The 13014-nt window shown below is 54.7% G+C and carries 9 protein-coding genes and 1 pseudogene; 2 read left to right on the forward strand and 8 right to left on the reverse strand.

Annotated features, from left to right (window positions below; all coding sequences use genetic code 11):
• Positions 1 to 21: 21 nt before the first annotated feature.
• Both Q0835_RS30315 and Q0835_RS00280 read right to left on the reverse strand, forming a co-directional pair.
• A pseudogene (locus Q0835_RS30315) lies at positions 22 to 93 on the reverse strand (hypothetical protein); the annotation flags it as partial.
• A gap of 42 nt (positions 94 to 135) precedes the next feature.
• Entirely contained in the window at positions 136 to 1392 is a 1257-nt protein-coding gene (locus tag Q0835_RS00280) for a CAP domain-containing protein (protein WP_298957712.1), read from the reverse strand.
• Positions 1393 to 1833: 441 nt separating this feature from the next.
• Between Q0835_RS00280 and Q0835_RS00285 the strand changes: the two genes are divergently transcribed.
• Entirely contained in the window at positions 1834 to 2715 is an 882-nt protein-coding gene (locus tag Q0835_RS00285) for a DMT family transporter (protein WP_298814199.1), read from the forward strand.
• Positions 2716 to 2806: 91 nt separating this feature from the next.
• Here the strand turns inward: Q0835_RS00285 and Q0835_RS00290 are convergent, their stop codons facing one another.
• From Q0835_RS00290 to Q0835_RS00300, 3 genes are all read right to left on the reverse strand, one after another.
• Positions 2807 to 6373 carry a calcium-binding protein gene (locus tag Q0835_RS00290; protein WP_298957713.1) on the reverse strand — a complete coding sequence of 1189 codons (3567 nt, stop codon included), beginning with the start codon at positions 6371 to 6373 and terminating at the stop codon, positions 2807 to 2809.
• 34 nt (positions 6374 to 6407) lie between these two features.
• Positions 6408 to 6878: a toxin-activating lysine-acyltransferase gene (locus Q0835_RS00295; RefSeq protein ID WP_265681413.1), complete on the reverse strand. Its 471-nt coding sequence runs from the start codon at positions 6876 to 6878 to the stop codon at positions 6408 to 6410.
• 188 nt (positions 6879 to 7066) lie between these two features.
• Positions 7067 to 9088: a sensor histidine kinase gene (locus Q0835_RS00300; protein WP_298957716.1), complete on the reverse strand. Its 2022-nt coding sequence runs from the start codon at positions 9086 to 9088 to the stop codon at positions 7067 to 7069.
• Between the two features lie 3 nt (positions 9089 to 9091).
• Here Q0835_RS00300 and Q0835_RS00305 point away from each other — a divergent pair, with 3 nt between their 5' ends.
• Positions 9092 to 9745, forward strand: coding sequence for a response regulator transcription factor (locus Q0835_RS00305; RefSeq protein WP_298957718.1), 654 nt, complete (start codon positions 9092 to 9094; stop codon positions 9743 to 9745).
• Between the two features lie 89 nt (positions 9746 to 9834).
• Here the strand turns inward: Q0835_RS00305 and dctP are convergent, their stop codons facing one another.
• The 3 genes from dctP to Q0835_RS00320 are packed head-to-tail and all read right to left on the reverse strand — an operon-like array spanning position 9835 to position 12902.
• Positions 9835 to 10899 carry a TRAP transporter substrate-binding protein DctP gene (gene dctP, locus Q0835_RS00310; RefSeq protein WP_298814208.1) on the reverse strand — a complete coding sequence of 355 codons (1065 nt, stop codon included), beginning with the start codon at positions 10897 to 10899 and terminating at the stop codon, positions 9835 to 9837.
• A gap of 12 nt (positions 10900 to 10911) precedes the next feature.
• Positions 10912 to 12468, reverse strand: a complete 1557-nt coding sequence (locus Q0835_RS00315) for a TRAP transporter large permease subunit (RefSeq protein WP_298957719.1) — start codon at positions 12466 to 12468, stop codon at positions 10912 to 10914.
• Positions 12465 to 12902: a TRAP transporter small permease subunit gene (locus Q0835_RS00320; RefSeq protein ID WP_298957721.1), complete on the reverse strand. Its 438-nt coding sequence runs from the start codon at positions 12900 to 12902 to the stop codon at positions 12465 to 12467. Before Q0835_RS00320 ends, Q0835_RS00315 begins: the two co-directional genes overlap by 4 nt.
• Positions 12903 to 13014: the final 112 nt, after the last annotated feature.

The raw sequence follows: 13014 nt of genomic DNA on the forward strand, positions 1-13014 counted from the left end.
TCCAGGCTCCAATGTGTCGTTGCCCGAGCCACCGTTGAGCGTGTCGTTTCCGGCATTGCCCTTGAGAATATCGTTGCCGCCGCCACCATTCAGGAAATAAGCAACCTTGGCATCATCCCCGACAACGCGGTCATCCTAGTCTGCGCCCTGAAATCTCTCAAATCCGTATTTGGAGAGCGCTGCGGTGTTGAATTTCGATCCGGTCTCCACAACAAGCGTGTCAATTCCAGCACCACCAATGTCTTTCGGCGCGCCATTGTCCCAGAACTTGTCACCGCTGCCATAGTAGATGATGTCATTTCCGGCACCACCGGCAACATCGTCACGGCCTGCACCACCCCTAATGTAGTCATTGCCCGAATTTCCGCGAAGTATGTCTTCTCCAGCACCACCGACAAGCCGATAGTCGACATCACTCTCGTTGCCGATGACGCGATCATTCTTCTCTGCGCCAACGAACCTTTCAAAACCATACCAGGACAGGCCCGAAGTGTTGAAGACCGAGCCCTTGTTGATGATCAGCGTGTCGATGCCTGTGCCGCCGATGTCCTTTGGAACGCCATTCGTCCAAAAGTCGTCGCCGTTTGAATAGTAGATCGTGTCGTTGCCGTTGGTTCCGACCGGCGGAGGAGTTGTGCCACCGCCTTCAGAGCCATCCTTTACGTCCAGTTTGACGTTCTTGCCCGAAACCGAGACCGTTTTTTCAATTGTTCCATCAATGCCGGTACCGGTAAATTTGGCCGTGTAGGAACCATCTGCCAGCGCAATACTGTATCCGCCGCCGGGATCAGTCGCTCGCGAGGCAACAGTCGCGCCAGAGGAATTGACGATCGTGACTGTAACGGAACCGAGCCCCTCACCCAGATCGTAGGACTTGTCGCTGTCAGCGTCGTCAAAGACAACGCCCGTCACGTAGTTTTTCTGAGTCCCTGCAAAGTTTTGCGTGGCGTAGCTTGTAGAATGGTCTGGCGAGTTCGGGTGGCCACCAATGGCATCACCAACGCCCAGCACTGAATAATTCGCGCTGAGAATGTTGGCTCTGTGGCCGGATGAATTCATCCAGCCTTCATGCATGTCTTCAATGATCTTCTGAGGCACATACTCGCCGGATATCGGCTTGGACTGGTTAAAGGGGTTATAGGCGATGTTTTCGCCCATTGGGTACTCCGTCCAACCCTCTGCCTTCATTCTGTCCCAGGGCTCTGACCCGCCAGCGCCCGTATGATCCAGAACGCGGCCAGATGCCATCCAGTCGGAGTGTTTTTGCGCTGCCGAATTGAGCTGTGCTTCGGATGCAAGTGGCTCGAGGCCAGCTGCCAGTCGTTCCTTGTTCACGAGTTCCAAAATAAGCTGTTCGCTTGAACTCAATTTGTTCACCGGATTGTCGGCCATGATCTACCCTTTCCCATTTCACATAACGGGCCGCAGGCTCATGGCGAAATCTGGCAAAAGAACCGCAGGATTACGGAAGCTTTGGGCAATGCTGTGTCAGAAAAAAAATCTCGCTCAGCGTGTACCTTGTGTTGTCAACCAAGGCTTGGGAGTGAGTTGGATTGACTGGCAGAGTTCTGCCTTTCAAAGATGTCCCGCTTTCGACAGTCAGATAAAAATATAACATGAAAACCGTTCAAACCAGCAATGAGATAAAACAGGTTGCATGGATCAAAGAAGTTCGATTTTTCTACTAATTCCCAATTATTTACAGGTTTCCTGCTGAATAGAAACAGGTCCGCTGTCTTCTCTGCTTATGATGAACAGACGCTTCAGGTGCAAAGTGGCCTTGTTGAGGTTCGTTGGGGGTGATTAGTTGCCTACTCAGTCTGAGGACAGCCCATGTCAACGGTCACAACACACTCCCAATCGCAGGTCACCACCGGCATCTTGATGATGAGCGTCGGGGTTGCAAGCCTTTGTGTCAGCGACGCAATCGCGAAGGCTCTCACGGCAGACTATTCCCCTATCCAGATCATTTTTATCCGGAATTTCATTGCACTTCCCTTCGCAACGCTCATCGCTTTGCGGCTGGGCGGCCGCTCCGCGCTCGTGTCTCACCGACCGATTGCTCATCTGTTGCGTGGTGTGCTCTGGCTTCTTGCCGCCGGGCTCTTTTTTACCAGTTTCATTTACCTTGGCCTTGCTGAAGCGACGACACTCATATTTGCAATGCCGGTATTTGTGACCGCTATTTCCGCATTGCTGCTCAAGGAGCAAGTTGGATGGCGCCGATGGTCAGCGGTTCTTGCCGGTTTTTTTGGGGTCCTGGTCGTCATCAGGCCAGGTTTCGGAACATTTCAAATGGCCTCGCTGCTGCCGCTCACAACCGCATTCTTCTATGCCTTGCTGATGTTGAGCGCCCGCTGGGTCGATCCGCGCGAAAGCGTCTGGACGCTGATGCTTTATCTGGTCGGTGCCGGTGCGCTGCTGAGTGCACTGCTCCTTCCTTTTGTATGGGTGCCTCCGCGTCTTGAGGATATCTGGCTGTTCCTGGGGATCGCTTTGTTCGGCACAGCCGGTATCACTTTGATGACACAAGCATTCCGGTTCGCACCGGCAGCGGTTGTTGCACCGTTTGACTACACGGCCCTTCTCTGGGCGACGCTGCTTGGATGGTTGCTCTGGGAGGAGATACCTGATGTTGCGACCTATGTTGGTGCTGTCATCATCATTGCCAGCGGCATCTATATCGTCTTGCGCGAACGGCAAGCGGAAGCATAACCTGAACTGTTGGTGACGGAACTATCCGGGCACAAACAAACAGGGACGATCGATTGACCGTCCCTGTTTGTGTGTTCACTGCCAATATGAATCAGATAAAATCCGTGTCCGGAACTGATACCTGGACCGCGCTTGTGCCATGAGCAAGTGCAGTTGTCAGGTCAGACGCAACAGCATCACCTTCAGCACCCCCGAAGGAACCGAGAGTGTCGGCAGCTCCGTCAAGGAGGTTCATGATGTCTGCAGATGCAAACACATCAGAACCGATGGAAACGCTTTCGGCGCTTACAGAAACACCATCGTCCCAGTCCGGCTGATCGTAGATCGCCTTCAGGTCAAAGGCGAAACTGTCAGCTCCCTGAACAACTTTCAACCACTCAACGGCGGTCGTGTCATCGTCCATGCCATAGACAGTGGCAACCGTCTTGTCCTCAACATGGATTGCCAGTTTGTCGGCAGTTTTCGTGAAGCTGAACGTATCCTCTTCAAATCCCAGGAGTGTGAAGCTGCGCAATTCGATGACGTCATTGCCATCAGGTGCCTGGCTGATTTCATCGATTTGCGGAATGTCGACACCGAAGGATTCCAGGAAGGACTGGACACCATCGGTTGCGCGTTCGGCAATCTTTGCTTCGCCATCTGCCCAAATCGCATAGACATCGTCTCCAGCTTCACCTGAAAGGAAACCCGTGCCGCCAAGAACGTCATCGCCAGCACCGCCCAAGGTGACATTGGCTTTGACTTCATAAGAACCGAAGCCGTTAACACCAAATTCCGGGCTAAAGGCGGCAGCCACGTCGAGCACGCCTGAAACCGGTTCTGTGATGTCCTTTATAGCGCTTACCGTGCTTGTGAGTGCGGACCGGAAATCCTGAACCAGCGGCACATCAGAAAGCATGTCGTGGATCATGATCTTTGTGAAATCGACCACATCGAGAATAACGTCCGAACCAGAACCACCGGAATACAAGTTGCCGGCACTAATGGCTGCAATCTCGACAGGGTCGCCATCATTGACTTCTTCGTTCAACTCCAGGGAGTCAATCAGATCATCGAGGCTCTCGCCTGTGAGGATCAAATCGTCGCCGGCACCTCCCATTACCAGGGAGTTGGTATCGGCTGTCGCAAAGGCGATATCGTTGTCGTCGCCGCCATGGACTATCGTGCCGGGACCACCTGCGATCATCAAATCTGCTCCGTCGCCACCAAGCTGTGCGGTCACGACCAACTCGTCCGGCAAGGCACCGGTCACGCTGGCCTTGCGGTTGCCGTTCGCATCCTTGTCGTTGCTGAATTCGAGTGTCGCCGCAGCTTCGTCACCCAGGGACACGCCAAGCATTATGTCGGTTCCTGCGCCGCCATACTGGAAAGAGACAGCCCCCTTAAATTGTGGTGCAATAACAGTGGCTGCCGCCACCATGACATCTGACCCGTCGCCACCGAACTGTGCCACGCCCTGACCGCCACCAACGATGATATCATTGCCAGCATCGGCATATTGAAGAACACCAACACCGCCGCCGATCATGACATCATTGCCTTGACCCATGACCTGCGTCGTCATGGCGCCGGCGCCAAAGGCAAAATCCTTGCCGGATCCGCCGAATTGGAGATTGTTGGTACCACCGCCGATCAGAACGTTGATGCCGCCACCTTCTGTTTCGAAATGTTCATCGAAATTCTCGATAACTTCAGCGAACTTGCCATCGTCAAATCCGAGATCTGAGGGGATCGCGCTCCACAAATGGTCTCCAAACTGAATGTTGTTCGCGCCGCCAGCCATCAAGAAGTCATGGCCGGAACCGCCGATCTGGATATTCGCACCGCCAACCGCAAACAGAGCATCATCGCCGGCACCCCCGTGTTGCAGGTTCAGGCCTGCTACACCGACAAGGATATCTTCGCCGTCACCGCCAAACTGTCCAACATTTGTTCCAAGACCGAACATCTTGTCATTGCCGCCATCGCCGAACTGCAGATTGCCGGCACCAGCTGCAGCCAAAAGGTCTTCACCTTCGCCACCAAACTGGATGTTCGCCGCACCGAGCGCTTTCAGCTTGTCATCACCGGCTCCACCAAACATTGTGTTGACGCCGCCAAGCGCGAACAAGTCATCTTCACCGGCACCGCCGTGAACGACATTCACACCACCGATCGCGGTAATTGTATCGTTGCCGTCATCACCGTGAAGAACGTTGACACCACCGGCAGCCTTGATTGTGTCGTTCCCGGTGCCGCCATTGGCAACGGTTGCGCCTCCCACGGCTTCGATCAAATCATTGCCGTCATCGCCATGAATGACGTTGGAGACACCATATCCATAGATGGCGTCATCATCCGCTCCGCCATACATGACATTCGAAGCACCGCGACCTTCCATATGGTCTTCGCCATCTTCACCGTGCATGACGTTGGATGCACCGCGACCATAGACTTCATCGTTACCGTCACCGCCGCGCATGACATTGGAAAGGCCTTTGCCCTCCATCACGTCAGCACCGTCGCCGCCATGCATGACATTCGAGGCGCCATGACCTTCCATATGATCATTGCCAGCGTCACCATGCATCACATTGGAGGCGCCATAACCAAACATCTCATCGTCGTGATTGCCTCCGCGCATGATGTTCGATGCGCCTCGGCCTTCCATATGATCTTCGCCGTCATTTCCGTTCATGACATTGGAAGCCCCATAGCCAAACATGTCGTCGTTGCCGGTTCCACCGTGCATCACATTTGAAAGACCGTGGCCTTCAATGTGGTCATCGCCGCTGTCGCCGTGCATGATGTTCGAAGCGCCGTAACCGTACATGTCATCGTCGTGATTGCCTCCGCGCATTTCATTCGATGCACCGCGGCCTTCCATATGGTCTTCACCGTCATTTCCGTTCATGACATTGGAAGCGCCATAGCCAAACATGTCGTCGTTGCCGGTTCCGCCGTGCATCACATTTGAAAGACCATGGCCTTCCATGTGGTCATCGCCGCTGTCGCCGTGCATGACGTTCGAAGCACCGTAACCGTACATCTTGTCATCATGAGCGCCGCCATACATGACATTGGAAGCGCCACGGCCTTCCATATGGTCGTTGCCGTCCTCCCCTTTCATCACGTTGGAGGCTCCGTAACCCTTCATGGTGTCATTGCCGGTTCCGCCATACATCTTGTTAGAAGCGCCGTAACCGTAGAGGCCGTCGTGGCCAGAGCCGCCTTTCATGATGTTGGTTGCGCCATATGCATAAAGACGGTCGTTGTAGCTGCCCCCGTCCATATCGTTCCAGATGCCGCGGCCGTACATATAGTCCGTGCCGGATTCGCCGCGCATGACGTTCTTAGCGCCATAACCGTAGAGATAATCCGTACCGGTTCCGCCATACATGCCATTGTAGCCGCCATAGCCATAAAGCTTGTCGGTGCCGCTTCCGCCATAAAGGTAATTTGTTGCGCCGTAGGCCTTGATCTTGTCGGTTCCGGAACCGCCATAGAGATAATTCAGTGGCGCCCAGCCTTCGATGTAGTCATTGCCGGAACCGCCATAAAGCTTGTTGCGGATAGCTGAGTATCCATAAAGCTTGTCATTGCCGGAGCCGCCGTCCTTGTTGCCGTAAAGACCGTACAATTTGTATGTCTGATGAATGCTTTTTGAAGAAGAGCCCATTTTGAAAGTTCCTTAAAATAGAGAAATGAATGGATCACGCCGCAAAGGCGCGGGCTTTTACAGAACGGCCGTTTTGATCCAGTCCGGGATGCTGGACGATGCGCAGAACGCGGCCTTTTGCATCACGCCGGACCGAACGAAGCGCACGTTCGGGAAATACGGTCCGTTTCAGATCTCGCGCGGTCGCAAAACCGTCGCCAAAGGGCGCGATGAAATCGATCACCACCGGGTTGGAACCGTTGTTCCATTCCTCAGGGTCTGGGACGTGGTTTTCGTGAAGAACAGCCCGTTCCGTTTTTTCGTCGAGCCAGGCCCAGGTTGCGAGCGCAACGGGCAATCCGCCGCGCCGCCAGATGCGAACCTGACCAAGCATGAGCGGCGGCAAGATGAGGCCTCCGACTTCGGCAATGGTGCGGTCCTTGTGCAAGGCGCTTTCAGCCATTAGGGCCGTCGCCTCGCCAAGCATGGCGAACGTCACTTCCGGGGTAGGTTGCAATTGGGCCATTGTCTCAGCTCCTGACAGCGTTTCCGTTGTCAGAAAGCTAAGATCGGCGAGAACTACCCGGTATGGGGTAGATCCCCCATTCGTGCCCAACGCATTTGGATTTCGCGCCGACAAAGCTCAAGCGCACCACGATCACAAACGCCCCAGATGCTGGCGACTTCTTGTGCGGTTGCTGCACAATTCCACTGTCAGCCTGAGAACGCTGTTGGAATTCTCAGTGAAAAGAGTGTTCCACGCCCCGGTTCGGATGAAACATCAAGCACAAGTCCATTTTGCGAGGCCAGGTCCATGCATATGGCAAGACCCAGGCCATGGCCTTCGCTGTCCTTTCCCGATTTCCAGGCCTTTCTGAATTGTGTCAGTTCGGCCTCGCTCATGCCGGGGCCCGTGTCGATGACCTGCAGCAGGACGTTATCACCCCGACGTCTGACACCGGCAAGCACCTTGCCCTTTTCGGTATACTTGATTGCGTTCGACACCAGGTTCGAGGCAATGCGCATCAACGCCAATGGTTGAACTGAAATCTGGACGCTGGATTCGACGATTACGAGGTTGAGGTCCTTTGAAGTGGCCTCATCCCGAAACATCTGACCAACGGTCTCGAGGATTAACGAAATTCCGTATGGTTGCGGATCGGACTGATCCCGATCGAGGTCGTTATCCGTGCTCTCATCCGCCATATCCGGGCGAGCATCTTCAAGATGCTCCAAGGCAAGGTTCTGGATATAGTCGAAAGCCTCGTGCAAGCGCGCGCGCGTTGCACCTGTCTCGTCGCGCGTCATTGCCTCCACGGTCATACGAAGCGCGCTCAAGGGTTGCTTGATATCGTGTGACATTGTCGCCAATTGGAGCTGACGCTTCTCAGCCAACTCGCGAACACGCGAATAATTCTGCTCGGCTCTCAGAAGTTCCCTGGCGACATCCGCCTCCTTGCGCACCGCTTCAATTTCCCTGTTCAGCGCTCTTGCATGTTCGCGCCGCAATTCGACGAGCCCGGTGGAAAGACCCGCCATGACGCCAAATGCCAGTGTCGCGTAAACACCCTTGATGAACCAGGGAATGGAGATTTCCTCGATACCCATGCGGAAAATCGCCAGAACAATCACCAGGGTGAAACCCGTTATTGTAATGGCCGTGACCCAGCGAACCACCCGCTTGCGCGCACCGTTGAATGCATCCCACTGAAAAACGGCATAGACCTGAGCAAGCAGCATGCCGGCAAGGAGAACGTAGCTGAACGGGGCCATGAATTCGGCAGGCAGGAAGAAGACAAGAACAATCGCACCCAGTGCTCCCGCACCAGCCCAGAACAACTGCATATGAAAACGCTGCCGGCTTGCATACCGCTGCAGAGACAGCCCTGCGCAAAAATAGCCCTGCGCGATCACCAGAAGCAGAAGTACAAGCCCGACCGACAAATGAATGTCAGGCAGATCGGGATAGAGCCAACGGAAAGGAAAATTATCCAGATAGGAGACAAATCCGAGCCCCAGCATCAAGAGCAGCGCATAGGAAAACTCCACGATGCTTTTCATCGCGATGCTGAAGGCGAAAAAGAATATCAGGCAAGAGCCGAGAAAGGCATAAAAGCCGGCTAGTTTCAGTCCACTCGCGAATGCATTTTCCTGATGTACGGCTGGCGGCTCCAAGGCGAAATCGACTTCTTCAATTGCGCCGTGAACCATTCGCGTGGCGACAATCGCTTCTTCGCCAGAACCGAGCACAATCGATGCGCTGCGAAGGCGAGACATGCTGTAGTCGTCAGGATTGAACGCGCGGCGTATGTCGTGATTGAGAAGTTGTTCGACTGTACCATCCGACCTGATGAGGAATACGTCGAGTGCAATCAGGCCGTAGATATCGGACGCCAGGAACCATCCGGAATGGGTCTGAGCAGGGACAGGTTCAGGGCCCTTTATGGCAAGCAGTCCCCAGATCCCCTGATAAGGAACGACCTTCGCTGCAACTCCTTCGAAGCTGTCCGACAAACCGCTATCTTTAAATTGGGCTGCAAGCTCAGCAAGCGCCTGCTTCCTGTCTTCCGCAAAGCCCATGGATTCACCGACATTTTCGACAGGCCGGTTGTGTTTGAGTTGTAGTGTTTGCGGTGCAGCTGACGCTGCAACGGTTGCGAAAACAACACTCAAGCAGACAAGGAAATATGCTATGACTGCTCTCACGCCGTCCCCTTCACCTTTTTGGTCGAGCATACATTGTCGCAGTCCCGCTTTCATGTCGTAATTGCTGATGATCATGCAATTGTCCGCGCCGGATTGCGGAGCGCTTTGGAAACCCCGGGTACAGTCGAACCGGACGGCATAGAAGTCGTGGCTGAAGCCAGCGACGGACTGCAGGCAATTGCTGCCCTACGCCAGCACCGTCCTACGTTGCTCATTCTGGACGTCCAGATGCCCCATGCAGGCGGGTTGGAGGTTCTGGTGGAGGCAAGAAGATGGTCGCCGGAGACAAAGGTCGTCGTGTTGACCGGCGTTTCGTCCATCGGCAAGATTGGCGAATTGGTCGCCAGTGGAGTTGATGGTCTTTTCTCAAAAAGCGAAGACCATGATGAGTTGATCCGCAGACTGCCGAATATCTTGCGCGGGCATCGCCACATTGCAGCGCGTTTTGAAACCATGCTCGAAGATGCTTCGGATGTGCCGATACTGTCTGATCGCGAAAGACAGACTCTCAATCTGATTGTCTCCGGCCGGTCCAACAAGGAAATTGCTGAAACACTTGGCATCAGCGCTAAAACAGTCGACCGCCATCGCACCAATCTCATGAAGAAACTTGATGTACATTCTGTCGCGCAGCTGATTGCCTATGCCCTGCGCGAGGGCCTGATTGACCCTTCTGTCGAGCTGTAGTGAATTCAAAAACAAACTGAATTCTGTATCCTGGGTAAGCGATCCCACGCGTCAATATCGCGGGATCGCTGCCTTCAGGAACGAGTTAATCAAACTCTTTGAGTAAAGGTCGCAGCCTTGACTTCGATTGCGTAGTCCTTCGCGAGCGCAAGGAACGCATCATAGCTTTTTTGCACTTCGGCAAATTTCGGGTTGGCCGCGGCATTTTCAGCCATGACTTCCGAAACAGCCGGTTTAAGCGCTGCCATCACATCGTCTGGGAATGCGGCAAAGGTCACACCTTCGTCCTTCAGTTTCTTCATGGCGACAGCGTTGAAATAGTCAAACTGAGCCGTGGTTTCGACCGAGACAGCCTCTGCCGCGTTGGCAATTACTGCCTGCAGATGTGCCGGCAGACCGTCATAGGCATCTTTGTTGACCACGATTTCCAATGCAGCAGAGGGTTCGTGGAAAGCCGGAACGTAACAATACTTCGCAACTTTCTGCAGACCAAAGGCCTGATCGAGCATGGGCCCGACCCATTCTGCCGCATCAATGGCTCCCGACTGGAAAGACGGAAAGATTTCCGGAGGCGGCAAGAGCACCGCATTGACACCAAGCTTGCGCATGGCTTCACCGCCGAGACCGGCGATGCGCATGTTGAGACCTGCGAGATCGTCGAGGCTTTCCACCGGGTTCTTGAACCAGCCTGCGGCCTGTACGCCGGAACTGCCGGAATAGAACGGTTTCAGACCACGCTCAGAGTAGATGCTGTCCCAAAGATCCTGACCGCCGCCGTAACGCAGCCATGCAGTGGTTTCCACTGCGGTCATACCGAAAGGCACCGCGGAGAAGAAGTGCAAGGCGGAGTTTTTGGAGGCCGCATAATAAGGCGTTGAATGGCCGATTTCAGCGGTCCCCTGCTCCACCGCGTCCTCAACACCGAACGGCGGCACCAATTCGCCGCCGGAAAAAACCTTCAAGGTGAGCTGACCATCTGACATTGCAGCGACGCGTTCAGCGAAAGACGTCACATTGGTACCAACACCGGGGGCCTTTGCAGGAAAGGAGGTCGGGAGTTTCCACTCGACCTTGCCCTGCGCAATTGCCGGGGCGGCCAGCATGGTTGCGGGCGCAGCAACTGCGCCGACTTTCAGGAAATCGCGTCTTTTCATTTCAACTTCTCCTCAAAACAAAACAGCGGGCAACCAGGTGGCAAGCACCGGAAACGCAATGACCACGGCAAGCGCCAGCAATTGAATTGCGACAAACGGGATGACCGCAACGTAAATGTCGGACGTTCGGATTTCCGCCGGGGCCACAGATCGAAAGTAAAAGAGCGCAAAACCAAAGGGCGGCGTCAAGAAGGATGTTTGCAAGTTGAGCGCAATCAGCACTGCAAACCAGACTGGACTTATGTCCGATTGCAGGATGATCGGCCCGACGATTGGCACCACAATGAAGATGATTTCGACAAATTCCAGGATAAATCCCAGCAGAAAGATGACCAGAAGCGTCAAAACGAGCATTCCATAAGCGCCGCCAGGCAGCGCCTGCAAAACTTCGGCGACATGCTCATCTCCGTCAAAACCGCGAAAGACAAGCGACAAAATGCTGGCAGCGATCACAATGCCGAAGATCATCCCCGTAATCGATACCGTTTCGCGCAGCGCAGGTATCAGAACGTCTTTTTTCAGCAGCGAATTTGCAGCCGCCAACAACAAACAGAAAGCCGTCAGCATCAAGGAGACGGAAACGATTGTCATGCCCGACCAAACGATCTTGCCGCCGGCAAATTCAAGCCCGAAGACCCCTGCCCTGCGCAGAACCAAGAGCAATACAGCCAGTATCGCGCACGCAATCGCCAGACGTGCGCCAGAACCTCCCCGGCCCGAAGCGGCAATCAGGACAGCACCTGCCACCCCGACCGATGCTGCCTCAGTCGGTGTTGCAACACCGAGGAGAATGCTGCCCAGAACAGCGACGATCAATCCGAGGGTCGGAGCAATGCTCCCAATCAGCTCAAGAACCGAGACCTTGTTCTCGTCTGCATCCAACCGGTCCGCCGCAGGAGCACCGCGCAGGCGAAAAAGCACATAGGCGGCATAAAGCAGGACAAGCAGTAGTCCGGGCAACAACGCACCGGCGAACAGATCCCCGACCGTGACCGGATCCGGGGCAAAATTTCCGGCTTCCTGTTGTGCCTCGAAATAGGCGTTGGATATCTGGTCACCCAGCAAAATGAGGACGATTGAGGGTGGAATGATCTGGCCCAACGTGCCGCTGGCGCAGATCAGCCCGGCGCTCATGTGCTTGTTGATGCCTGACGAAAGAAGCGCCGGGAGCGTTATCGTTCCCAGCATGACGATGGTAGCGCCGATGATGCCCGTTGACGCCGCGATCAAGGCGCTCACCAAAATGACAGCAAGGGCAAGCGATCCCTGATTGCCGCCCAAAGCGTCTGTCAGGCTTTTGAGCATCTTCTCGGCCTGCCGCGATTTCTCCAACAAGAGGCCCATAAACACGAAAAGCGGCACGGCCAGCAGCAGAGGATTGGACATGACCCCGAAGACACGCTGCGGCGCAGCTTGAAAAAAGACGAGATCGAAGTGGCCAAAACTTGCCGCGAGCAATGCAACAAGGGTGGGTGCTCCGGCGATTGCCAGAAGTACCGGGACACCGGAGAGAATGCAGCCGAAGACGGCCATGGCCATTACCAGCAACCAGACAACATCCATGCTCATTTGAAGGCCTGCCGGACAACACCGATCAGCCGTTGAAGGCAATGGAGGATCACCAGGGCCGGCAAGATCAGCAAACAGGTCTTGACCAGGAACAGTCCCGGGAGTCCACCTGTCTCCGGAGAGCCTTCCAGGATGACCCACGAGCTCTTCACGAGTGGAAATGCCGCCCAAAGCATGATGCCGAAAACCGGAAGCGCAAGAAGAAGATCTCCCAACCAGTCTATGCGTCGATTGATTGTGTCGTTCCATTTTTGACGAAAGACATCGACACGCACGTGATTTCCCCCGTCAAACGCGACGATCACAGACAGGGCCACCAGAGAGGCAAAGGCATAGTTGACAGCATCTTGTATCTCCAAAAAGCCGAAACCCAGGAGATAGCGCATTAGAACGATCAGCAATTGTCCCAGAAAAACAACCGCTGTGAGCACCATGCAAATCCATCGGACGGTATTGAAGATCCCTTGCATCAAAAGTCCGTTCCAACAACTTCCGTCCAACAGCGTACCCAATTGTCGCATCTGAAGCGGCGCCCAGACCGGGTGC

Origin of the sequence: uncultured Roseibium sp. (genome assembly GCF_947499295.1) — a bacterium.
Taxonomy (GTDB): Bacteria; Pseudomonadota; Alphaproteobacteria; order Rhizobiales; family Stappiaceae; genus Roseibium.